A 24,183-nucleotide genomic window follows, 5' to 3' on the forward strand; every position below is an offset into this window, starting at 1 on the left:
AAGGGGTATAGGAAGCCTTGTAAAAAACGCTATAGGGGAGCGTTTCCATTGCCTTTCGTTTTTCATATTCCGGGGTGCGATGTGACTGAGACACTAAACGAGTCTTCGCATACTCTTGTCCTACGAGCTATAGAGTCGAGTACTTCGCGCCCAGTCATTCTAAAAATGCCAGCTACTCGTTATCCTCAACCTTCAGAAATTGCTAAGTATTCTCATGAATACGAAATACTTCAAGAATTGAATGGCGAAGGTGCCATTCGGGTATATCGTCTATTGCAAGTGGAACATGTGCCTGTTTTGATTCTCGAAGATAGCGGAACAGAATCGTTGTCTGGCTATTTGCGCAAGCATAAGCTCAGTATTGCTGAGAAACTAGAACTTGCTATTTCTCTTTGCGAATGTTTGGAGCGTATCCATACCAAACGAATTACCCACCGTGATTTAAATCCTGCGAATATATTGGTGCAATCCGATCACAAATCTGTCAAAATCATCGATTTTGGTGAGTCCACAAGATTTTTGCGAGAACAAGTGGAGGCAGTACGCAGCGATGCCTTGACGGGTACACTACCCTATATGTCACCTGAGCAAACGGGACGAATGAACCGAAGTGTTGATTATCGGACAGATATTTATTCTCTTGGGGTCACTCTGTACGAAATGTTTACAGAACATCCTCCATTTGATTTTTCTGACGCGCTTGAGATGATTCACGCGCATCTAGCACGTGAACCAAAGTCACCCGATATAGTGGATAAAACCATACCCCGTGTGCTTTCGAGCATTATTCTCAAATGTCTCTCTAAAAATCCGGAAGATCGTTATCAAAGTGCCTACGGTGTTCGGGCGGATTTGCAAATCTGCTTAGAGCACTGGAAGGATAAAGGTAATATTCCTCACTTTCCTATAGGTCTTCAAGATGCCGTCATGGGTTTTCATCCATCCAGAAAATTATATGAGCGTGACGATGTCTGGCAACAGGTTGTTCAAGCGCACGAACGGGCAGCCGCAGGAGGAGTGGAATTTTTTATCATTCGCGGTGAAGAAGGCATGGGCAAATCTATGCTTTTATCTGAGTTTTCAAATCAGTTGCGTGAAATGTCTTCTTATGTGGTTGGAGGAACCTTTCACAAGGATGATCAAAATATTCCTTATTCTGCTATTTTACAAAGCTGTGGACAATTGTTTGAGGGGCTTCTCGAATTGCCTGACGATGTTGTAAATGTATGGAAAGATCGTTTGGTTTCCATACTGAAGGACGATGTTCCTTATGTTCAGGGCTTGATTCCTTTCGCCAAACAGGTGTTTGGGGGGCAAGGAGTAATCCCATCTTTGAATGAAGCTGCTTATGCGGTTCTAATGGAGCGCATCCTAAAAAATTTATTTCGTGCTTTTGCCAATAGTCAAGAGGCGATTGTGGTTTATCTGGACGATTGTCAATGGGCGGATTCCTACACGCGCAAGTTTTTGAGTTCCATGGCGAGCGACGTGGAGTTTCACCATATGTTGTTTCTGATGACATATCGAACAGAGGACGTAATAGAGGAGTCGCTTTTCGCACGTGGCAGAGGTTCTTTTTTCGTGTCTTACTGCAAACTTCGTCCACTCAGCGTGAAGGCGGTAGCTGAACTTTTGGCGGATACTTTGTTGACGAATGAAGAACGCGTTCTTCCCCTAGCCAAGATTATGGTAGAAAAGACATCGGGAAATGCGTTCTTTGTGCATCAATTGTTAGATTCTATTTACCGTTCTTCTTTTTTATGGTATGACAACCATGAAAAAGTATGGAGATGGGATATAGAAGGCGTAAGACGTATTCATTGTACCGACAATGTCGTTGATTTTCTGTCGCAAAGTTTGTCGGAGTTGCCTGAAGAAGAACGAGTATGGCTAGGTCAAACCGCCTGTTTTGGAGCAAAATTTGAAATACACGACTGCGCATTCATCGCTGGAGTTCCTTTAGAAAAGGCGTATGAACGTATGCTGGAGTGTTTGGAGTACGGGTTTATTGAACCCGTTCGCACAGCAAATTCCTCAGAACAAATTTTCCTGACGAAACTGGAAGATACCACCTGGGATAAAACTCTAATCCTGCAATTTGCCCATGCGCGTATTCAAGAAGCTGTCTATTCCTTGCTCGATCCCGTTGTTAAGGCACATACGCATTTTAAGATTGCTCAGTATTATTTGCGAAAGTTGTCATCTGAAGAGCTGGTGCAGCGAGTATTTGAATTGGCCGCTCATTTTAATGCTGCAATAGACGTTATTCAGGCACGTGAAATACGCCAACAAGCTGCAGAAATCAATTTGCTGGCCGGAAGGGAAGCCAATCGGTTGGCATTGTTTGACGAGGCTAATCGCTTCTTTACTGCAGGAGCAGCATTTCTTGATGAACTCGATTGGAAAGAACGATATGGTCTCACGAGTCAATTGTATATTGAGCGAATGAAACACGAATTTCTCTGTAATCATTACGACCATACGCTTACGATGGCCGAAGAGGTGTTAGCTCACGCACAGACGCCACTCGATAAGCTGGAAGCTCATATGTGTAAGTTGAATGTGTTTACCATGCGTTATGAGTATGCTTCCATGATGGACACAGCGAGATCGGCCGTACAATTATATGGTATCAAACTGCCAAAGCGTATGAGTCGCAGAGTAGCGCTCGAACAATATCGCACATTTAAGCAATTGGTGGCTGTTGGTGAAGAACGAATGCTGACTTCATCACCTAAAGCTGATAAAGCCTTGCAAATCGTTCTCCGTATTGTACAGGTGACTTCCAATTCTGTGACAAGCCAACCAGAGTGGATATCCTATCTTTGGTTGAAAGTCGCTGAACTTTCCATTAAATATGGTTTTTGCCCGGATTCGGCCATAGGTTTTCTAGCTCCAGTTCATCTCAGACAATTTTGGCGAAAAGAAGATATTGAAGACGCTTATCGCTGGGGGAATTTTGCCAGAGAAGTGGTGGAACGTTTTCGAGATGGTGCTGAGGGCCAATATATGCGCGCCAAAATGAATGTTTCCGTGACGTTTGCCACGACGCTTAATCACTGGCGCAACCATTTAATGTCCACGGTAGACGCTTTAGATGAATACTTTGAAGGCATTAAATCGATTGGGGCAGAAAGTTTTGCGGTTTTGCATAGTGGATGTAAGATGCTCGTGCTTTTCTCCTGTGCGGAAACACTCGATACTTTGACTCGTGAACTTCAAAAGCAGCGAACGGTTGCTGAATCTTTTTCGTTACCGTTTCCTATCCAAGTCTGTCGTATGTTAGAAATCGTTGCTGAAGAACTTCAAAATCCAGATTGGACAAAGAATCGGCAATGGATAGAGGTAGAACAATTTGCAGGTTTTGCATCTGATGTGAAATTAACTGAAAGTTTTTTGCAATGCGTTCGTGCCTATCTTTTTAATCGTTCACATGAAGCCGTTGCAGCTGGGGAAGAAGGGTATCAATTATTCAAGTCCAGTCTTGACTGTTCTACTTTTCTGGTACCAGAGCACGCGTTTTATTATGGGCTGATTTTAGCGGCTGCACCGGATACTCAGGTAGTTCCTGCAATGAATAGATTGCGGAGAATTGTAAAATTGTTTCAAATATGGTCTGAGCTTTGTCCCCAGAACTATGAACACAAATATTTATTGCTTAAAGCTGAATCAGCCCGATTATCTGGGTTATGGCATCGTGCAGTTGACCTTTACGAGGCTGCCATTCAAACCGCTAAACGAGATGGCTATTTGCAAAATGAGGCAATTGCCAATGAATGTGCAGCCAAACTGTTTCTTGCCCGGAAACAGCCTAAAATTGCTCAAGTCTATCTGGCAGAGGCTCGCTACCTTTACAGCCGATGGGGAGCACACGGAAAAGTTCAACAATTGGAAGATACTTATGGGTATCTGTTGAACCTTGGCGAGAGTGGTGACAAATTCCCTGGACTCATTTCCAGTGCGATTTCATCTAGTACCAAAGAACCGAAACGCAGGCAACTTGATATAGCAACGATTCTCAAAGTGTCGCAAGCAATTTCAAGCGAAATTCGCCTCGATCAATTGTTGTCTACCTTGCTGTTGTTTGCCATCGAGAGCGCAGGTGCGGAGAGCGGGTATTGGATTCTCAAACAGGATGAAGAGTGGGTCATAGCCGCTTCAGCGACCGCCGATGGAACAGCGGATATACAGAAGACAGTTCTGGTCCACATGTCTGATGATGTGTCATTCGGAGTGGTTCAGTATGCCTTGCGCACTCAGGAATTAGTTATTCTCCATCATGCCAGCAGGGAAGGTCGGTTTGTGCGCGATCCACATATACGTAAGAAACGTGCCAAATCGATTCTTTGTTTGCCCGTTCTGAAGCAAGGGAAGATTGTTGCTATTCTATATTTGGAAAATAGTTTGGCCACACATGTATTTACATCAGATCGTATTGAACTGTTGATATTGCTTTCTGGACAGATGGCAATCTCTATGGAAAATGCCATGATGTATGAAAGCTTGGATCGTTTGGTGATTGAGCGGACCAACGAACTGAAACGAACCCAACAACAGATGATTGAGTCGGAAAAAATGGCCTCACTGGGTCAACTTACGGCAGGTGTGGCCCATGAAATTAATAATCCTATCAATTTTGTTGTGTCCAGCACGGCTCCGCTTCGCCGCGATATCGAAGATCTCATTGAACTCTTAAAATCGTACAGAGAAGCCATTAGAGAGCAAGGTCTTGTAGATAAATTCCAAGCTATCATGAACAAGGAAGAACAGATCGATCTCGATTACACGGTAGAGGAAGTCTTGCAGCTTGTTTCTGGTATTGAAGAGGGTGGTAGTCGGACAGCGGAAATTGTGAAAGGCTTGCGAGCCTTCTCTCGTCTGGATGAGGATGATGTAAAACTGGCCAGCGTCACTGAAGGTATTGATTCGACACTTACATTGCTTCATCGTAGCTATGAACGTCGAATTCGGATTGTTCGAGACTATGAAGACGTTCCAGAGATTGAATGTTATCCGGGTAAGTTGAATCAGGTCTATATGAATCTCTTGTCGAATGCCATTCAGGCTATTCCCGATCAAGGTGAAATACGTATTTCTGTTCGTCACATCGAAGAATTTGTACAGATTCGCATTTCCGATACGGGAGTCGGCATATCTAAAGAAGTGATGCGACGTATTTTCGAACCGTTTTTTACTACAAAGGAAGTTGGTCTCGGAACAGGGCTTGGATTGTCTATTAGCTACGGCATCATAGAACTTCATCACGGTCGGATTGAAGTCGATAGTCGTTTAGGGCAAGGTACAACCTTTACGATCACGCTTCCTATACGCCAAACAGGAAACGTTTTGCAATAAGAACATGTGTCAATATAGATACAACGGAATGGTAAGTGGGGTAGAAAAATGATGAAGAAAAGCGATTTACCGATTTCTATATTGTATTTAGATGATGAAGAGCATAATTTAATATCCTTCCGAGCTGCGTTTCGTAAACATTTTCAAATTTATACAACGACTTCTGCTCGAGAAGCAGTGGATTTACTTCGCACCCATCAGATTCCCATTGTGATTACGGATCAGCGAATGCCGGAAATGATGGGTGTGCAATTTTTAGAGGCTATTATACCGGAGTTTCCTGATACCATACGCATGATTCTTACAGGTTTTAGTGATGTCGAGGCGATTATAAAAGCCATTAATACGGGACGAGTCTATCGATATATTACGAAACCATGGGTGGAAAGCGAACTTTTAATGACATTGCAAGGGGCAGCAGAGATGGTTCGCCTCCAACATCAAAACAAGCGGTTAATCGAAGAATTGCAGCAGCGTGTTCAAGATCAGGAAAGAGTGATGAAACTCTTTCAAAAATATGTACCTGAGCATGTGGTGACTGAGGTTCTGGGTCAAGACGAGGACAGTTCCATACTTAAAGGTGAACTGCGCATTGTTTCTGTTCTCCTCTGTGACATCCGTGACTTTACAGCCCGTGCTGCAGAGCTTGAGCCACGTAAAGTAGTGGCGTTTTTAAACGACTATTTCTCGCTGATGACGGATTGTGTAAAAGCTCACAACGGAACAGTCAATAAGTTTATTGGTGATGGCATATTAGCTATTTTTGGTGCCCCTGTATCTTATTTGCATAATCAAGAGAATGCAGTACTTTGTGCACTCGATATGGTAGAGAAGATTCATCAGTTCAATGAACGCCACCGTATGGAATTAGGCGGCAATTTAAAAATAGGAATAGGTATCAATACAGGCGAAGTTGTCGTTGGCAATATTGGCACGGAAGAACGTGTCGAATACACAGTTATTGGTGATACAGTCAATATGGCTTCTCGGATTGAACGTTTGACCAAAGGTCATGACAACGCGGTGTTTATCAGTTCAAGCACTTATCAGAGAGTAAGTGATATCGTGCAGGCGCGTGTCTGTGGTCCGTTTTCTGTTCCTGGTAAAGAAGAAGCCATAGAACTTTACGAGGTAATGGGACGCAAGCAAACATAAGTCCTTCATAGATATTTTGGCGCCTACCTTATTCGACCCAACGAACAGTCGCATTCATGATAGCCCCTCCGTGATTAGGGAGGGGCTATTGTTTATTTCTTAGTTCATTGAACCCATATGGCTCATTGTGTTTGAAGAACTGGAACTTGTTCCTGTACTGGATGTTGAGCTTGTAGAAGCTGCGCTCGATCCGTTGGATAATTGTCCGCTCGGCACAGATGGTATATAACCAGCATGGGCGCTCGGTGTGAAATCCAGTGTTCCTCCAATGAACGTTGGATTCATGCCCATGGCCTTCATGACATTCAAGAGGTCATCTACTTGGATATACATTGTTCCTTGTCCGTAATTTTTCCATACTTTCCCTTCCATACTAGACATCATATGGTTGTTCACATAGAGGTGAACATTACCATTGCCGCTTGCTTGGCTGACAGAATTTGAACCGAATGCAGTATCAGAAGTAATGTTCCAGTTGGAACCGTTCCAAGAAGTTTGAATTCCTGCTGATTTTAGTAACTGCATTAAGTACCAGATGGGAACATAAGTGCTGCCATCAATGGTTTTTGAAGGCATGTTTTCCACACTGTTGTTCCAAGCGGCCGTGACCACATTCGGCTGAGAAGTCACGTTTACAGTTCCCAACATGCCCATGACGTCATGCAAAAGGCATCGGTAAGCAAAACTTCCAGACTTAATAAATGTTAATTCATAGGTAGCGCCTGGTACCAGAAAGCCGGAGTTAAAATATCCAGTACCCGCATAAATATGTCCGCCATACGGAGGTGGCATGAGACTTTCATTAGGAATGTCAGACCAACCTTTAGGCAAAAAAGTTACCGTGTGTACTTCATTGACGCCTGTTTGTGTCCAGATGACCGTATCCCCAGTATGGATGTTCAAAGTATCTGGCAGGAAACGTTCATATGCCCAAGACGGATGATTGATTAGTCCTGTGGCCACCACTTGTTTGCTGGAGTTATATATATCAAGATTCCAAACGCCTTGAGGAAGCCCAGATGCTTCTACCGATCCCGTTACAGTTCCTGTACCGTCACTGTTCACAATCACAGTGGCAAATTTTGAATGAGGCACCATCACGCCACTACCGCTTTTTCCTTCACAAAGCATGGCGGTATACGTATGGCCAGGTTTCAATCCTGCCAACTTCACGGAAATTCCATACGTAATATACGAATTGGATTGAGAAGGTGGCTGTGCAAAAGCAATCAATGCTGAACCTTTGACACCACTGTTGTTTACAGAAGAGAGATTCATAGCATAGGATTGAGATTCTTTAGCGTCGGTCTGTGCAAAATAGGTGGTCGTGCCATTGGCATTCTTTTGAGTCTTCAACTTGAAGGCAGCAATGGATTGATTGGCCGAATTAAAATCAGCTTGCTCCTCTGCTTGTGCTTGCGCATTGTATTGCGCTTGTGTCAATGGATACGGTGTTCCTGCTGGATTGACAATGACGACGCCCATCATACCAGGATGAAGTAAGCAGTAATACGGATAAACACCTGGTTTGGTAAAGGTCAGAGTATAGGGTTTTCCCATTAGCAATCCAGATGATGTGAAAGTAGAGCCGTTATACGTACTGCCTCCAGCAGGAAGTTGAGCCTGAGGCGATAACGCTGAAGGAAGTGTTCCATTTATTCCAGGGAAAGAAACCGTATGTCCAACACCCTCAAAAGTAATGCTGTCACCAGCATCAATGGTAATGACGTTAGGGAAGAATGACATGGCCATAACACCGCTTTTGGTCATGGGTCCCGCATTGACTGTCCAATGTGTTGCCGTGGATGCAGTGGATGAAGTAGAACTGCTTACCGTACTACCGGTATCAGCAAATACTGGCGATGAGACAGTCGCCAGCAAAGCAAGTGTTGCAACTCCGGCAGCCCCAGCCTGAAGCCATTTGATGTTCCTCATGTTTCTATATACCTCCTCAGTAAAGTAACTAGAGAGTTCAAATTTCTCGGCAATCCTGCCAGTGAAATCTAACCACTGCTCACTATACCGAGGAGTCGTGTTCCATGCGTTCCATATTATGTACCGATTGTGTCATCCTTGAACGCCGAGTTGATGTAACAGGGATACTCTAAAATATAGAGTATCCAAACTTGACGAATATACCCTACAGGGGTAATGTAAAAGAGAGGTGAGGAGTAATGAGTCATTCTTATGAAAAAGATAAAGATAATCTGTTAGCACGATTGAGACGTATTGAAGGACAAGTGCGCGGTGTTCAAAAAATGATTGAAGATAATCGATATTGTATAGATTTGCTCAATCAGTTAGCTGCCATTAAGAGTGCAACCCATCAAGTGGCGCTTGCCATATTGGAAGCACACACGCGAGGATGTGTTGCAGACGCTCTGCATGAGCGCACATCAGAAAAAGAAAAGATTGATGAATTAATGCAAGTGATCCGGCAGTTTTCCAAGTAACAGGAGGGAGTCTGTTTGAACTATGCAACAACAAATCCGCAAAGAGAAAGTTTTAACCAGAAAATCAGAGTTTAAAATTGAAGGTATGACCTGCGCTGCTTGTGCAGCCAGAATTGAAAAAGTCTTAGGTCGGGCCAATGGCGTTACCCAGGTCAGTGTCAATTTGGCTTCAGAAAAAGGAAAGGTAGAATATCTTTCTCACCTGATAGATGAAAAGGAAATTTTGTCCAAGATTGAGAAAGCAGGTTACACAGCGATTCCCATTCAAGAACTCAATGATGCAGAAGAACGAAAACAGAAAAGTTTAGCCTATCGTCGAGACCAGAGAATACTTGGGTTATCTGTTATTTTGACATTGCCGCTGGTTGTGCAGATGTTTGTCATGTTGTTGGGCAAATCGCCATTTATGTCGAATTGGGTGAGTTTTGCGCTGGCAACTCCAGTTCAGTTTTATGTAGGTTGGAGATTTTACAAAGGAGCTTACCACGCTCTTCGCGGCGGAGCCGCCAACATGGATGTGCTGGTTGCTCTGGGAACGACAACAGCATACGTATACAGCGCAATCAGAACCATTTTAGGATATCCAGTGACCTATTTTGATAGTTCTGCCACGGTCATTACGCTGATTTTTATGGGCAAATGGCTGGAAACCAGAGCGAAACAGGAATCTAGTTCTGCCATTGAACAATTGGCCGATTTGGCTGCTAAACATGCACATATAGTGAAGGATGGCAATGTGAGAGATGTTGCCGTCGAAAAGCTACAGTTGGGCGATCTCGTTCGTGTCTATCCTGGAGAAAAAGTTCCAGCTGATGGGATACTTGTAGAAGGAACTGCTCATATTGACGAATCCTTTCTTACAGGGGAGTCAGTTCCAGTTGCGAAGCAGGCTGGCGATGAGGTGTTGGCTGCAACAATGAATCAAATGGACTCCTTTGTAATGAAAGTAACCAGAATCGGTGAGCATACAGTTTTTTCTCAAATCATTCGTCTAGTTGAAGAGGCTCAAGGTTCGAAAGCCCCTGTGCAACGTCTGGCTGATAAGATATCAGGAGTTTTTGTCCCCACTGTACTAGGTATCGCTATTTTGACTTTTTTTCTTTGGGGTATTTTTGGTACCTGGAGTCACGCGTTGATTGCAGCTGTGGCAGTATTGGTCATTGCCTGCCCATGTTCTCTAGGCTTGGCAACACCAACAGCCATCATGGTTGGTACGGGATTGGGGGCAGCGCATGGCGTTCTCATTAAAGGTGGTGAGCATTTGGAAAAGGCTCATCAAGTCAACACCGTAGTCTTCGACAAAACAGGGACCTTAACTTTAGGTAAACCAACCCTTACAGACATCATGACCCTGTCTCAATCGGATACATCTCACATGTTGAGTATTGTAGCTGCAGTTGAGTCGCAAAGTGATCATCCACTAGCCCAGGCTGTAGTTCAATATGCAAAGGATCAAGGAATAGATTTTGGCCATGCAGAGAAAGCAAAAATCATTCCTGGAAGAGGAATCGCTGGCGAATGGAATGGAGTTTCCATTCTGATTGGCAATGCTCAATTAATGGAAGACGAACAGGTTCAAGGGTTTCAGATCCATCCAATTTCACAGCTTGAAAAAGAAGCAAAAACTGTTATTTGTGTGTCAGTCAATGGACATTTTCAGGGATTCATTGGAATTGCAGATACGCTGAAACCAGAAGCGAAATCTACTATTGAAGCACTTCAAAAATTGGGCATTGATGTCTGGATGTTAACGGGAGACAATGAGCAAACAGCCAACGCTGTAGCACGGCAATTAGGTATTCAGCAGGTTATGGCTGGAATACTGCCGGGAGAAAAAGCACAAAAAGTGTTGGAATTAAAAGAGCAGGGACGAGTTGTGGCTATGGTTGGTGATGGCATCAATGATTCTCCCGCACTAGCGGCGGCGGATATTGGTATGGCTATGGGTAACGGAGCGGACGTGGCGCTTGAAACTGCAGATATTGCCTTGATGACCTCCAATTTGGAAGCTGTTGTATTAGCAATACAATTATCACGTCTGACCATGCGTAAAATTCGGCAGAACTTGTTCTGGGCTTTCTTCTATAACATGTTGGGGGTTCCCCTTGCTGCATTAGGAATTCTTAGTCCAATCATTGCTGGTGCGGCAATGGCGCTCAGTTCTGTCAGTGTTGTGACCAACAGTTTGCTGCTGCGTCGTGCTAAACTATAAAAAATAAAATTTAATGCAAATCATCATGAGGAGTTGATATCATATGGCGACAGCTATGATTTCGGTGATAGGTATGACTTGCGGAGGATGCGTGAATGCCGTTACAAAAGCGCTGAAAAGTGTTGACGGCGTACTGGATGTACAAGTTGAATTGGAAGCCGGTCAAGCGACTGTGCAATTTGATGAAAGTAAAACGGATATATCCATGTTGAAAGAAGTCATTGAAGAAGCTGGCTACGATACTAACTGATGGTTGATAGGAAGGGATACACCTATGTATCTAAACAACGGCAGTGTTGTGCGAGCCATGACGATTGCAGGTTCAGACAGTGGCGGCGGAGCGGGAATTCAAGCTGATTTAAAGACGTTTGCTGCATTTGATGTCTATGGTTCCTCTTGCATTACGGCTTTGACGGCTCAAAATACATTAGACGTCCTGGGCATCATGGAAATGACACCGGAATTTGTTCAACTACAGTTGCAATCTATACTGGACGATATTGGAACACATGCGTTAAAAACAGGAATGCTGAGCAATGAGAACATCATTCATGTTGTTGCGCAAACTTTGCAACAGTACAAAGTAACCAATATTGTTGTTGATCCAGTGATGATTTCTAAAAGTGGAAAGTCTTTGTTATCCTATTCAGCCATCCAAGCCATGAAAGAGCAATTGCTGCCTTTGGCTGATATTTTGACGCCAAACTTGCCTGAAGCTGAGACGTTATGTGGTTATCCCATTACAACGTTCGAACAATGCCTCCAAGCTGCTCAAGATTTGGCTAGCCTGGGTCCTCGAATCGTGATCATCAAAGGCGGCCATGCAAATGAAGGGGACGGGCCATCTTCGCATGTGGTTGATCTCGTTTTTGATGGTGAAAATTTTACAAGTTTTCATTCTCCTCGTATTCCTAGTCACAAAACCCACGGAACGGGCTGCACGTTTTCTGCTGCAATAACTGCAGGCTTGGCGAGAGGAATGAATTTCCTGAATGCTATCGCATCTGCCAAGTCGTTTGTCCAAGATGCTATCGAAGCTGCGACGGATTGGGATGTGGGGAATGGCTACGGTCCGACCAATCATTCTGTAGCGATTCGTATAGCGGAAGGCGTAGTGGCAGGTTACTCGTATATCAGAAAAGATGGCGGATGGATGCGCTGTGAGGAGATTTCAGTATGAAGCTAGCTCAGATGACGAAAGAAGAGTTGCGCCGTCGTTTGCGACTCTATGTGGTCACCGATGAAAGAAAAGATACGCAGAGCTTGCTCGATACGACTGCAGCTGCGATACAAGGTGGTGCTACCGCCATCCAACTGCGCCGCAAGGCAGATTTAGGACGTCATTTTGTCGATCTCGCCTATGCTATAAGGCGAATGACCAGAGAGGCGGATGTGCTTTTTTTTGTCAATGATCGTGTAGATATTGCGCTTCTGTGCGACGCTGATGGGATTCACGTGGGACAGGATGATTTATCGTGTATGGAAGTAAAAAAATTATTTCCAGATGCATTGGTTGGGGTTTCAGCAGCTGGAGTAGAAGAAGCCTTAGCAGCTGAACAGCAAGGGGCGGATTACTTGGGAGTGGGGGCGGTCTATCCTACGAATTCTAAACCAGATGCGGATTTTACGGGACTTGAGGGACTTTCCCTCGTTACACAGTCTGTGTCGCTTCCAGTTGTAGCCATAGGCGGTATCAACGCTGAAAGAGCGAGTTCTGTATTAAAGGCGGGAGCCGATGGTATAGCCGTTGTTTCGGCAGTGATGTCTGCAGATGATCCCAGAATGGCGTCTATGGAACTTATTCATCGAATGGAAATAAGTGGAGGTTAAAAGAGGACAATGAATCTTTTGGACGGTCGTCGTATAGTCGTTACAGGTGCTTCCAGTGGACTTGGGTTGGCCATGGCAGAGGCGTTGTTGAAAGCTGGGGCATCGGTTGCAATGACAGCTCGTGCAACAGATCGGTTGGACAGTGAAGTAAAACGTTTGACACATGCTGGTTATGATGCATATTCTTTGCCCATGGATGTTCGCTCTGAACAATCTATCAGCGATGCCGTAAGCTGGGTAGTTCAAACATGGGGAAAAATCGATGTTCTTGTGAACAATGCAGGAATTGGCATGCGAACAGTCAATTCTCGATTCATGTTGGAACCACAGCCTTTTTTTGAAGTGACTCCGCAAGGATTTCGAGATGTCATTGATACGAATCTCACAGGATATTTTCTTGTTTCTCGTGGATTCGCTCCTTTGTTGGTTAGACAGGGGTACGGAAAAGTCATTAACATTTCCATGAATCATTCAACAATGCGCCGACGCGGTTTTATTCCCTATGGACCTTCAAGAGCTGGTGCAGAATCACTCAGCTATATCATGGCAGAAGATCTGCTGCCCTACGGTATCACCGTCAATATGTTATTGCCGGGCGGTGCAACGGAAACAGGCATGATCCCAGATGAGATGAAAAAACAATTGAAAGTACCGCTGTTACATCCGAATATTATGGCTGATCCGATTGTTTTTCTTGCCTCAGATCAATCGGACGGAATCACTGGTGAACGCATGATAGCCACAGAATTTGCAAACTGGTACAAAGAACGTTTCGGTAATTCATAAGATTTTAGAAGATAGGTTTATTTTGTATGAACGACGATATTCAAAGCATAAACGGGATTGCCAACATACTTTCATGAATATATTTTGTTTCCTTTTTGCCAAACTATAGTCGTTTTGAGCGTACTATCAGATAGTATCAGTTGCTTGAATCATATGATTGAAAGTCCGTGTTTGGATAATAACATTATCGCTCCTTTCGACTTTACGCCTGTTTAGACGATCCTGAACACAACTTTGTGTCAAATACCTTCTTCTTATCCATTGTTAAGTTCGCGAAGAAAACCTGTGAAGAGTTCCAGTAGTGTCCGTCCAATCTTTGGGGGAATTGGGGATGCCGATTGACAGGACAACTAATGAACTCCTATTCTTTGTACTAAGACCATAAGGATAACGGGGCGGTCATCTGTGGTGAGTAAAGAATTGAAATTGTTTATTAAGTTTCCTGATATTTTTGTCATGTTATTTCTTACAATCACAGGCTGCATAGTCTCTATTTTACATTGGCAAGGTTGGCTGACCCTCATTTTTATTGTGGCTGGTATGGTGGCATACGCATTAGCGGAGTACACGACACATCGTTTCTTATTTCATATGAAACCTCCGAAAAATCGAATATTGCTCAAATTTTTAAAACGAATCCATTATGATCATCATGCGAATCCTGGAGATTTACACTTATTATTTTTACCTTTATGGTACAGTTTACCTAATATTGCTGTTGCATCTTCAATTCTTATGATTATCAGTCATCGCTGGCAAGAAGCGATTTTTTTTGCTACTGGTGTTGGTATTTTTCTTCTCTATTATGAATGGAGACATTTTGTTGCGCATCGTCCCTTGGTTCCTAAAACGAAATGGGGCAAAAAACTAAAAAAATCGCATTTGTGGCATCATCATAAAAATGAGAACTATTGGTACGGAGTAACTCATACAGTGCTGGATTATGTCTTTCAAACTTATCCAGATGAAAAATTGGTAGAAAAAAGTCAAACAGCTAGGGATTTGGAGCATCGGATCAAAGAACAAGTGACAGAAAGTCACTTCTGAGATAAGATATCTGTAAATTCTATCTATTATCATAGAAAAGATGGATAAAAACAGGTAACGGTTCTAACTCCAATATACTCTGTTTCTATTTTATCAAGAGGAGAATGAATATATTGTCTAACCTTTCTGCCTCTGCCATTGATGACCGAGTTTCCGAATATGCATGGCAACCCAAAACGGAAGATGATCTTGAATCGATTTATCAAAGAGCTAGAAAACAGTTTTCTGTATGGAAAAATTATAGCGTTCAAGAGCGAATAGTCTGGTTGCGAAAACTTCGTTACCATATTGCCGAGAATCGTGATCGGATTGCAAATGTGATTCATCAAGCAACGGGAAAACCCTTCTTGGAGGCGCTGTCAAGTGAAGTCATGATGGTTCTTGAATCGCTGCGTTTTTTGGAAAAACACGCTGAAAAATTGCTTCGTCCACAAAAAAGAAAAACTCCCATGATATTATTTGGGAAAAAATCGTATCTTCAATTTCAGCCGAGAGGGATTGTTTTGGTCATCTCTCCATGGAACTTCCCCTTTCAACTAGCTATGGTGCCTGTCATTGAAGCTCTGGCAGCAGGGAATTGTGTTCTGCTTAAACCGTCAGAGTGGACGCCAAGTGTTACAGAGTTGATGCAATCTTTATTTCATGAAGTCGGTTTTCCCGAAGGTGTTGTTCAAGTTATTTTGGGAGATGGCAAAACGGGAAGGGAGTTAATTCAAAAACATCCTGATTTTATCCATTTTACGGGTTCTGTAGCGACTGGCCGAAGAATTCAATCCTTAGCTGCTGAACAACTCATACCGACCACATTGGAGCTTGGCGGTAAAGATCCGATGATTGTTTTTGCGGATGCTCATTTAGAAAGAGCGGTACGTGGTGCTCTGTGGGGGGCATTTTGCAATAGTGGACAAGTATGTTTATCTGTAGAAAGATTATATGTAGAAAGAAGTATTTTACCTGTTTTTCAAGAACTTTTAATCCAATCATTAGCTCAGTTATGTCAGGGTGAAGATATAGATGCTGATCTCGGTAGCATGACAACAATGGCACAAATCGAGAAGGTTAAATCCCAAGTGTTGGAGGCTCTCCAGCAGGGGGCTACATTATTGGCGGGAGAGCATCCAGATCATTGGCTGGAGAATTCAAGGAAATTAGCTCCCATGCTGATAACGAATGTTCCCAATCATGTTTCTCTGTTAAATGAAGAAACTTTCGGTCCCATACTTCCTATTTTACCGTTTGATCAAGAGGACGAGGTCATTGAACTAGCCAATCAGAGTCAATTAGGATTAGGTGCAAGTGTTTGGACAGCTGATTTGCAAAGAGCCAAAAGGGTCGCGGCTCAATTGGTAACAGGAAACGTGTGTCTTAACGATGTGATTATCAGCATTGCTAATCCCTATCTTCCTTATGGGGGAACCAAAGAAGGTGGGATCGGGAAATATCATGGGGCGGAAGGTTTGTACGCTTTTTCTATTCAAACTTCTATATTGTTGTCTGAAGGAAAAAGTCCTTCGGAAATGCATTGGTTCCCTTATGCCGGAAAATCTCAACCACTCTCTCAACTTATTGCAAGTTGGTACGGAAAGCATAAAAACCCTTTTAAATTATTACAAGCGTATATGAAGTTACTGAACTTATCTCGCAAACGCAATTATAAATAGTTTCTTCTATATCGGTATAAAGATTTGGTGTAAAAAGGAAGTCAAATTTTTGGAAGATGAATTTGTGGTACAATCTATGTTAACTCTATATATTCTGGAGTTGTTCTGGAGGTGAATCTTTCATTCCCTTGTCCGGCTTAATCTCGTAACTGAATAAGGAGGAGAGTAATCCGTGCTAGGCTATATGGTACATGCTTTAGTCGGTATATTCGCAGTGATGAATCCAATTGGCAATGTCCCCATTTTTTTGTCCCTCACCGAAAATTATGATCTAAACAAACAAAGAAAAATTGCTCGAAAAGCTATTCTGATAGCTTTTTTAATTATTATGATATTTCTTGTCTTAGGACACTATATTTTTGAATTGTTTGGGATTACTGTCAATGCGTTTCGTGTTGTCGGTGGTATTTTAATTTTTGGTATAGCCTATAATCTTATTCAAGCTAAACCCTCACATGCACATACTCCCCACGCGGATGAACATGAAGACAGTGCAAATAAAGATGATATATCTGTCACCCCATTGGCTACCCCATTGATTGCTGGTCCTGGAACGATTGCTACTGTTATGGCATTAGCTGGCGGCGGAAAGTTGCTCATGAATTCGCTATCTGTATTTATTGCTGTTGTGATCGTACTTGCAGGTACCTATGTTATTCTCTACTATTCTGGTTTTATTGGAAAGCACTTAGGTAAGACGGAAATGAATGTTATTACTCGATTGATGGGTTTACTTTTGGCGATTATCGCGGTTCAAATGGCAGTGTCCGGTTTGGATAAATTGTTTCCAGGATGGCTACACACATAAAAAAATTTGTAAAAAATCCAATCATAAATATAAATGTGTTTAGGATGCAAATATATAGAAGATTGGGAGTGAAATGATGGAAGGTAAAGTCGTTCTCATCACCGGCGGAGGACGTGGGATTGGTGCAGAGACAGCACGCCTTCTTGCTCATCGAGGCGCTTTTGTAGTTTTGAACTATCTTTCAAACCGTGAATCGGCCAATAGACTCGTCCATGAAATTGAGCAAAAAGGCGGCCGAGCATTAGCGTTGCAGGCGGATATACGAGATGAGCAACAAGTACAATATTTGGTCGAAACTACTATTCGTCAGTGTGGCAAAATCGATGGCCTGGTTAGCAATGCAGCCATGAACTTTGTGAGGAAGCCTTTTTTGGAAATGAGTTGGTTGGAATTTTCTCAGAAACTTAATGACGAGTTAAAAGCAGCATTTACCTTATCTCAGGCCGTGCTTCCACATATGCTTGAAAATCACTATGGACGAATTGTTTATGTCTCCACAGGTTTGGCCCAGCATCCACAAGTGCCTTTTATTGCCCATGGTACAGCCAAAGCGGGCCTTACTACTTTTGGAAAATATATTGCCAAGGAGTTTGGAACATATGGAATTACTGCAAATATAGTTTCACCGGGATTAGTTGAAACGGAGCGAACAAAATTTCAATCAGAAGAAATGAAAAGAAATATGGCTAAACTAACTCCGCTCGGTAGAATTGCTAAGCCTGAAGATATTGCACGAGTTATTGCTTTTTATGTCAGTGACGATAGTCAATTTATAACAGGTTGTGATATATCGGTGGATGGCGGACTCACAATTTGAGTGTAACAATTTTTATTTTATAGTCACAAAGTTGTGAGTTGGTTATGAGATTCATGAATTTCCTTGAAGTTCACTAAATTAAAAATATCATAAATACCCAAACGCCTATGGCCTTTTCTAAGGTAACAGGGCGTTTTTGTTATGCCTAAAGCATTATATGAAACACACGAGACGAAATTTGAAACGCTTGGCACACTTGCGGTGTGTAGAATTCATATTACCTTCTGGTGAATGGTAAAAAACATGTGATAAAGCGAGGATATGCTATGGAATGGGTCGTTTCATTGACAGAAGCAGCAGACCAGCTTGGTAAAGAAGGCTGTGGTTCAAAAGCCTTCGAACTATCCAGACTCATGCAGCGGGGATATTGCGTGCCTGATGGTTTTGTCGTGGCGGGTAAAGTGCATGAAAGTATCACTTCCGCTGAAGCGGAAAGCAAGGCAGCTGATATGCAAGTTGCCATGCTTCAAGCTTTCAATAGGTTGATGGAACGCTATGGTGCTGTATCTGTGAGATCTTCCTGTACGGCTGAAGATCTTTCTCATGCTTCCTTTGCGGGACAATATGAAACCGTTCTCAATATTCGCAATCAGGAAGCGTTTTTTCAAGCATTAAGACATTGTTGGAACTCTATCTCTTATGCTCGTGTGAATGCGTACGCGAAGGCCAATCATATTTCCTTGCACGGCTCTCAAATGCCCTTGATTATTCAAGGTATGGTGAATGCGGACACATCAGGAGTAGCCTTTTCCATTCATCCTGTTACTCATGAAAATTCGGTAATTGTCAATGTCAGTTATGGACTTGGAGAAGCGATTGTATCTGGTTTGGTAACGCCGGACACATTTCTTTATGAAAAAACAACGGGCAAACTTCATGCTGAGATAGGCAGCAAAGAATTGAAATGTGTATTGCAAGATCAAGGTGTTTGTGAGATCGATACGACTTGGCTGGAACAACAACGTTTGTGTATTACGGAGGAGAAAGTATTGGAAGTCTGTAAGTTGACAGAAAATCTGGAAAAAGAATATCAGACGCCTGTCGATGTCGAATTTTCATTTCAAGAAGGTCAACTCTACTTGTTGCAAGTTCGTCCTATTACAACAACAAAGGAGAAAACTGCTGTATGAATTATATATATTCTGAGAAGGACCAACATGACTTTTTTGTACAAGATGATGTCCATTTTTCTCATGTTCTTACTCCTCTTTTTGCTTCATTTCAGTTGCCTAATCAGGAGGAAGGGACTCGAATCGCTTTTGACTTGATGAAAATGCCTATTGAACGGTTTGTTTGTCGTCTTTATAGAGGACGTTTTTACCAATTTAATTCGCCTTATGCTGGTGATCTCGATATTCGCGCTAAGGAACATGAACGTGTGCTTATGCAACGGATGCCAGTTATCATGGAATACTATCAGGACAAAGTTGACACTATTCTTCTTCCTTTTTATAGAAAATTGCAAGACAAAGTGCATGGGTATCTTAAGGCAGATGAGGCACTTTCTCTACTCAAGGAAATGCATCAATTTTACACAACTGCCTGGGCAATACATTTCGATGTGATCTTGCCTCGCCTTGATGTTGGTTTTATTTTGGAAGATCTCTATCAACGTCTAACGGATCGACCAGGAAAAGAAGTTTATGACTTGCTGGTGGGTGTCATGAGCAAAACATTAGAAACGGATCGGGCATTTTGGGAACTTGCGAATGAATTGCGTCAGTTTCCAGCACTTGTAGAAATTATAGCCAACGTCAATCTTGACGATATTGATGGAATGTTGCAGAAAGATCCTGATGGTCAGTATTTTGTTCATCAGATGAAATCACTTTTAGACGTTTATGGATATCGCACTTCTTATTCGCATGAATTTATTTATGAGACATGGAGAGAAAATCCAAAGTACGCTTGGGAATTGATTCGTTCCTATCTGCAAAGAAATTATCATTTTAATGCCGAATTTGATGCTCTTGTGCGCCGACGTCAAGAAGCATTGAACAAATTATTGGAACAAATTCCAGATAGCCCATTACGTCAAGAATTTTTGCAGATGTATCAAATTGCTCTTCAATGTTGGGGACTTGATGAAGATCATCATTTCTATATTGATACCATGTTGCCAGCAGTATATCGGCCCGTGCTGTTAAATATTGCAAGAACTTTGGTTTCACTCGGCGTGATCGATCAACCGACAGATATACACTTTCTTTACTATGAAGAGATATGTGAAGCATTACAAAATCCTCAAAATTTAATGAACAAAGTACAAAGGGAAAAAGAAGCTTACCAATTATACCAAAATGAACAACCCGTTCCTCATCTTGGACCAGAGCCGTCAGCTACGGAAGTAGAAGATTTGTTGGCAGACCGCTTGTTTGGTTTACCAAAATTTCTAAAAGAAAATACATCGACTTGTATCAAAGGATACGCTGCTTCACAAGGAGTTCACACAGGAACTGTGAGAATTGTGAAAAATCAGGATGAATTTGGAAAGTTAAATCACGGTGATATTCTAGTATGTAAAACAACGACGCCTCCATGGACAGTACTCTTTTCAGTTGCTGGCGCTATTGTAACTGATGCTGGCGGCATTCTGTCTCATGCGGGTACGGTAGCCCGAGAGTACAGAATACCGGCTGTTCTCGGTACCAAAATAGCTACATCCACACTACGTGATGGTGATGTGGTTACAGTTAATGGGACAGAAGGAACGATTACTCTTGAATCTTAAAGAACGCCTGCTACTCTTCTCATTATTGATGGGCATCGTATTGGTGCCCATCAATTCCACCATGATTTCTGTTGCACTTTCACCTTTGGCGGACAGTCTGCATGTGCCACTTTCTGCAATCACATGGCTAGTCACCGTCTATTTGTTAGTGATGGCAAGCGTTCAGCCTCTCTCAGGAAAAATGAATGACCTTTGGGGGAGAAAAAGAATTTTTCTGAGTGGTGTTGCGCTATTTTTAGTGGCTTCGTTCGGTTGTATGATTGGGCATTCTCTGATAGCAATTATTATATTTCGCGCTCTTCAGGCAATGGGTGGAGCAGCTATGACGCCCGCTGCCAGCGCATTGATTCGAGTGAATTGGCCAGAACATCGGCTTGATCGCACTTTGAGTATAATGTCACTTGTGCTCGGATTAGGTGCGGCGCTAGGTCCAATCTTAGGTGCAGCATTATTAAATCTTGGTAGTTGGCGTTGGTTGTTTGCTGTCAATATTCCCTTTGCTGTGATGAGCTTTATGGTAGGGTATTTTGTTATTCCCGAAAGTCGTGGTAAAGCTGCCGTGGTTGATTGGCTGGGAGCTCTATTTCTTCTCGGGTCATTGCTCGGTGGTGTTCTCTTTGTCATGAAAAAAATACCGTTTATGTGGGCATCAGCATTGCTATGGATTGTTTGGATGGCTCTATTCTTTAGGCGCCAACAAACGACTCAATATCCTCTGATTCAGTTGAAGTTGTTTCGCAATATCGGTTTTACTGTAGCAAATCTATCCATTTTTTTAAGTAATTTTACGATGTATGCCACATTGTTGATTACACCGATTGTACTGGAGAATCGTTTTCAAGTGTCTCTTCGCTCAGTGGGCATGTATTTGTTTATTTTTTCTCTAAGTATGTCCATTCTTTCTGGAGCAGGGGCTCGTTTGTCATTACGTATGGGTCCAATCGGAGCGATAGGTACGAGTTTTGCGGCTGCCGTCTTGAGTTCTTTGTTTTTTTGGGTTTGTTTATCCATGATGAAAATAGACAGTATTCCACTTTGGGTCATCTTGTTTATTCTTGGTGGTGCAGCATCAGGTGCAGGTATCGTTTCCATGCAAACATTGTCTCTTAAGTCTGTGGATAAAACAGATTCTGGTTCTGCTTCTGGAGTTTATTCGACCTTTCGCTATATGGGGAGTATCTTAGCCTCTGTGGTAATTGCTTCTTACTATGAACATACGGCCGTGGTCTTTCTGGGAATGGCTGGTATGTCTTTGATCGGATTGATGATGGTTTTTGCCAGTGCGAAGAAAATCTATAGTGTTTAAAATTTAGAAGTCCATCCAAAAAATGATGCATTTTGCATCATTTTTTTATTGGCAGGCAAATTTACATAAAATTTATGGTTTCTTTACGGGATGTATGCTGAATTTTTACAGAGCGTAGTTAGACTGGGCATGATCCTGACAGAGGAGGATGAGAAGAGATATCAGCTTAAATTAAAAATAAAAGGAGATGGAGAAGTTTGTCCTTGGTGAGGTCAACGGGCAGAGAGAAGAAACATCGTTTTCAGTTTCCTTACCGATGGAAAAGAGAATTGACAGGTTGGTTATTTGTATTGCCTACAACGTTTTTTGTAAGTCTTTTTGGGGTAGGGGCTATTCTCTATGTTCTATATCTCTCTTTTTTACAGTGGAATCTTATCGATCCTGTAAAGAAATGGGTTGGTTTTCATAATTATCAACTGATTCTTCAGGATTCGAGTTTTTGGCAATCCGTGTTTCGGACGTTGCTTTATTTAATTGGAACAACAGGCATAACAGTCCCATTCGCTCTTTTCATAGCAGTGTGTATGAATAAAACGTTTCATGGCGTTCGTCTATTTCGAACAATATTTTTTATGCCGTATGTTGTTCCAACAGTTGCGAGTGCAGTCGTTTGGTTCAGATTTTTTAGTTCCAGCGATGGTTTAATGAATGCTATTTTCCGATTGTTTGGATTGCCTCCACAAGGCTGGCTCAGTAATTATCACGAGGCTTTATGGGTGATTGTGTTGCTTTATGTATGGCAATTTACAGGATATTTCGCAATTCTCTTTCTCCATGGACTGCAAAATGTGCCTGACAGTCTTTATGAAGCCGCTGCAGTAGACGGTTCTACTCCGTTTTTAACTTTTTGGAAAATCACTTTGCCTATGATTTCTCCTACGACTTTTTTTGTTGTAACCGTTTCGTTCATCTTCTCATTTTTATCCTTTGATCAAATTTATGTACTTACGGAAGGTGGACCGGCCGATAGCACAACCACACTTGTGTATGACTTGTTCGAGCAAGGATTTGAGTTTTTTCATATAGGAATCGCTTCGGCTATGTCCATCTTTTTGTTCTTGTTTTTGCTTGGCTTGACTTATCTGCAATTTCGAGGGGAGAGCAAATGGGTACACCATCAGATGTGATGACTTTGCGTGAGACTGTATGGCCCAAAAAAACGAGTCGTACCGCTCGCTATTCATCGTCCTGGAGAATAGTGATTACAGGGGTATTGGCCATTGTATTCTTTGCTCCTTTTTGGTGGATGGTTGTAATTTCCTTGCTGCCCAATCGTCTTGTTTTGTCTTTTCCACCACAATGGTTTCCTTTTCACCCGGAGTGGAGAAATTTTTTTCTGGCATGGGAGCAGCCTTACTTTGCAAGGTATGTAATCAATTCTCTACTGGTATCCGTTGCTATTGTCATCGGGCAACTGATGACCTCGTCGCTTGCTGCCTATGCTATCGCCCGCATTTCCTTCAGTGGAAGACGTCTGGTTTATTGGCTCCTACTAGTGACTCTGATGATACCTGGACAAGTTACATTTATCCCAGTTTTTTTGATAATGAAACATCTGGGATGGATAGATACTTATCAGGCTTTAATTGTTCCTTTTATCGGATCGGCATTTGCCACGTTTTGGTTGATTCAGTCGTTCCGTCAGGTACCACAGGTAATTCTCGATGCTGCACAAATAGATGGGGCAGAGCATTTTTGGATTTTTATGCGGATTATCTTACCTCTCAATAAATCCGCTCTACTCTCAATAGCGTTTCTCAATTTTGTATTTCATTACAATGATTTCTTTTGGCCGCTTATTGTTACACAAAGTAATAGTATGCGCACATTTCCAGTAGGCTTGTCTTACTTAATAGCGAGTGATGGAAGTGGAACAATGTGGAATGTCTTGATGGCGAGCACTTTGATAGGAATTGTACCTGTTCTGCTTATCTTTTTTGTAGGTCAACGATTTTTGGTTCAGGGTATATCCTCTGCAGGTATAAAAGAGTAAATAGATTTTGGAGAAAAGGAGAGAATTAG

18 protein-coding genes are annotated in these 24,183 nt (G+C 42.4%); 17 read left to right on the top strand and 1 reads right to left on the bottom strand.

Annotated features, from left to right (window positions below):
• Positions 1-48 precede the first annotated feature (48 nt).
• Positions 49-5,355: a trifunctional serine/threonine-protein kinase/ATP-binding protein/sensor histidine kinase gene (locus FY534_RS03260; protein ID WP_203115200.1), complete on the top strand. Its 5,307-nt coding sequence runs from the start codon at positions 49-51 to the stop codon at positions 5,353-5,355.
• A gap of 48 nt (positions 5,356-5,403) precedes the next feature.
• Entirely contained in the window at positions 5,404-6,510 is a 1,107-nt protein-coding gene (locus FY534_RS03265; protein ID WP_238413642.1) for an adenylate/guanylate cyclase domain-containing protein, read from the top strand.
• A gap of 99 nt (positions 6,511-6,609) precedes the next feature.
• On the opposite strand, the gene FY534_RS03270 is transcribed toward FY534_RS03265, so the two are convergent.
• A complete protein-coding gene (locus FY534_RS03270) occupies positions 6,610-8,445 on the bottom strand; it encodes a cupredoxin domain-containing protein (protein ID WP_203115202.1) in 1,836 nt (611 codons plus the stop codon).
• A gap of 239 nt (positions 8,446-8,684) precedes the next feature.
• On the opposite strand from FY534_RS03270, the gene FY534_RS03275 reads away from it, so the two are divergent.
• The 15 genes from FY534_RS03275 to FY534_RS03345 all read left to right on the top strand — a co-directional run bounded on the left by FY534_RS03275 (position 8,685) and on the right by FY534_RS03345 (position 24,154).
• Complete coding sequence (locus FY534_RS03275) at positions 8,685-8,963, top strand: metal-sensitive transcriptional regulator (protein WP_072873925.1); 279 nt, start codon at positions 8,685-8,687, stop codon at positions 8,961-8,963.
• 22 nt (positions 8,964-8,985) lie between these two features.
• Entirely contained in the window at positions 8,986-11,175 is a 2,190-nt protein-coding gene (locus tag FY534_RS03280) for a heavy metal translocating P-type ATPase (RefSeq protein ID WP_203115203.1), read from the top strand.
• A gap of 43 nt (positions 11,176-11,218) precedes the next feature.
• Positions 11,219-11,425 carry a heavy-metal-associated domain-containing protein gene (locus FY534_RS03285; RefSeq protein WP_072873927.1) on the top strand — a complete coding sequence of 69 codons (207 nt, stop codon included), beginning with the start codon at positions 11,219-11,221 and terminating at the stop codon, positions 11,423-11,425.
• A gap of 24 nt (positions 11,426-11,449) precedes the next feature.
• The gene (gene thiD / locus FY534_RS03290; protein WP_203115204.1) at positions 11,450-12,355 is read left to right on the top strand and encodes a bifunctional hydroxymethylpyrimidine kinase/phosphomethylpyrimidine kinase; all 906 of its coding nucleotides are present in this window, start codon (positions 11,450-11,452) and stop codon (positions 12,353-12,355) included.
• A complete protein-coding gene (gene thiE / locus FY534_RS03295) occupies positions 12,352-13,005 on the top strand; it encodes a thiamine phosphate synthase (protein WP_238413643.1) in 654 nt (217 codons plus the stop codon). Before thiD ends, thiE begins: the two co-directional genes overlap by 4 nt.
• Before the next feature lie 9 nt (positions 13,006-13,014).
• Positions 13,015-13,791 carry an SDR family NAD(P)-dependent oxidoreductase gene (locus FY534_RS03300; protein ID WP_072873929.1) on the top strand — a complete coding sequence of 259 codons (777 nt, stop codon included), beginning with the start codon at positions 13,015-13,017 and terminating at the stop codon, positions 13,789-13,791.
• A gap of 456 nt (positions 13,792-14,247) precedes the next feature.
• On the top strand, positions 14,248-14,838 hold the full coding sequence (locus FY534_RS03305; RefSeq protein WP_370541560.1) for a sterol desaturase family protein: 591 nt from the start codon (positions 14,248-14,250) through the stop codon (positions 14,836-14,838).
• 113 nt (positions 14,839-14,951) lie between these two features.
• Entirely contained in the window at positions 14,952-16,499 is a 1,548-nt protein-coding gene (locus FY534_RS03310; RefSeq protein WP_203115206.1) for an aldehyde dehydrogenase family protein, read from the top strand.
• Positions 16,500-16,671: 172 nt separating this feature from the next.
• On the top strand, positions 16,672-17,307 hold the full coding sequence (locus FY534_RS03315) for a MarC family protein (RefSeq protein ID WP_203115207.1): 636 nt from the start codon (positions 16,672-16,674) through the stop codon (positions 17,305-17,307).
• 76 nt (positions 17,308-17,383) lie between these two features.
• Entirely contained in the window at positions 17,384-18,124 is a 741-nt protein-coding gene (locus FY534_RS03320; RefSeq protein ID WP_203115519.1) for an SDR family NAD(P)-dependent oxidoreductase, read from the top strand.
• Between the two features lie 266 nt (positions 18,125-18,390).
• Complete coding sequence (locus tag FY534_RS03325; protein WP_203115208.1) at positions 18,391-19,254, top strand: PEP/pyruvate-binding domain-containing protein; 864 nt, start codon at positions 18,391-18,393, stop codon at positions 19,252-19,254.
• Positions 19,251-20,855: a PEP-utilizing enzyme gene (locus FY534_RS03330; protein ID WP_203115209.1), complete on the top strand. Its 1,605-nt coding sequence runs from the start codon at positions 19,251-19,253 to the stop codon at positions 20,853-20,855. The genes FY534_RS03325 and FY534_RS03330 overlap by 4 nt, the downstream gene beginning before the upstream one ends.
• On the top strand, positions 20,845-22,161 hold the full coding sequence (locus FY534_RS03335; protein WP_238413644.1) for an MFS transporter: 1,317 nt from the start codon (positions 20,845-20,847) through the stop codon (positions 22,159-22,161). Before FY534_RS03330 ends, FY534_RS03335 begins: the two co-directional genes overlap by 11 nt.
• A gap of 206 nt (positions 22,162-22,367) precedes the next feature.
• Positions 22,368-23,288, top strand: a complete 921-nt coding sequence (locus tag FY534_RS03340; protein WP_238413719.1) for a carbohydrate ABC transporter permease — start codon at positions 22,368-22,370, stop codon at positions 23,286-23,288.
• A complete protein-coding gene (locus FY534_RS03345; protein WP_203115212.1) occupies positions 23,267-24,154 on the top strand; it encodes a carbohydrate ABC transporter permease in 888 nt (295 codons plus the stop codon). The genes FY534_RS03340 and FY534_RS03345 overlap by 22 nt, the downstream gene beginning before the upstream one ends.
• Positions 24,155-24,183: the final 29 nt, after the last annotated feature.

Source organism: Alicyclobacillus sp. TC (assembly GCF_016804365.1).
In the GTDB taxonomy this organism is placed as follows: Bacteria; Bacillota; Bacilli; order Alicyclobacillales; family Alicyclobacillaceae; genus Alicyclobacillus_I; species Alicyclobacillus_I tolerans.

Excerpts from the sequence above, each read along its gene's own strand:
- FY534_RS03275 (WP_072873925.1), top strand. The coding sequence starts at position 8,685 with ATGAGTCATTCTTATGAAAAAGATAAAGATAATCTGTTAGCACGATTG.
- thiE (WP_238413643.1), top strand. The coding sequence starts at position 12,352 with ATGAAGCTAGCTCAGATGACGAAAGAAGAGTTGCGCCGTCGTTTGCGA.
- FY534_RS03305 (WP_370541560.1), top strand. The coding sequence starts at position 14,248 with ATGTTATTTCTTACAATCACAGGCTGCATAGTCTCTATTTTACATTGG.
- FY534_RS03320 (WP_203115519.1), top strand. The coding sequence starts at position 17,384 with ATGGAAGGTAAAGTCGTTCTCATCACCGGCGGAGGACGTGGGATTGGT.
- FY534_RS03265 (WP_238413642.1), top strand. The coding sequence starts at position 5,404 with ATGATGAAGAAAAGCGATTTACCGATTTCTATATTGTATTTAGATGAT.
- thiD (WP_203115204.1), top strand. The coding sequence starts at position 11,450 with ATGTATCTAAACAACGGCAGTGTTGTGCGAGCCATGACGATTGCAGGT.
- FY534_RS03285 (WP_072873927.1), top strand. The coding sequence starts at position 11,219 with ATGGCGACAGCTATGATTTCGGTGATAGGTATGACTTGCGGAGGATGC.
- FY534_RS03280 (WP_203115203.1), top strand. The coding sequence starts at position 8,986 with ATGCAACAACAAATCCGCAAAGAGAAAGTTTTAACCAGAAAATCAGAG.
- FY534_RS03325 (WP_203115208.1), top strand. The coding sequence starts at position 18,391 with ATGGAATGGGTCGTTTCATTGACAGAAGCAGCAGACCAGCTTGGTAAA.
- FY534_RS03330 (WP_203115209.1), top strand. The coding sequence starts at position 19,251 with ATGAATTATATATATTCTGAGAAGGACCAACATGACTTTTTTGTACAA.
- FY534_RS03345 (WP_203115212.1), top strand. The coding sequence starts at position 23,267 with ATGGGTACACCATCAGATGTGATGACTTTGCGTGAGACTGTATGGCCC.
- FY534_RS03300 (WP_072873929.1), top strand. The coding sequence starts at position 13,015 with ATGAATCTTTTGGACGGTCGTCGTATAGTCGTTACAGGTGCTTCCAGT.
- FY534_RS03270 (WP_203115202.1), bottom strand. The coding sequence starts at position 8,445 with ATGAGGAACATCAAATGGCTTCAGGCTGGGGCTGCCGGAGTTGCAACA.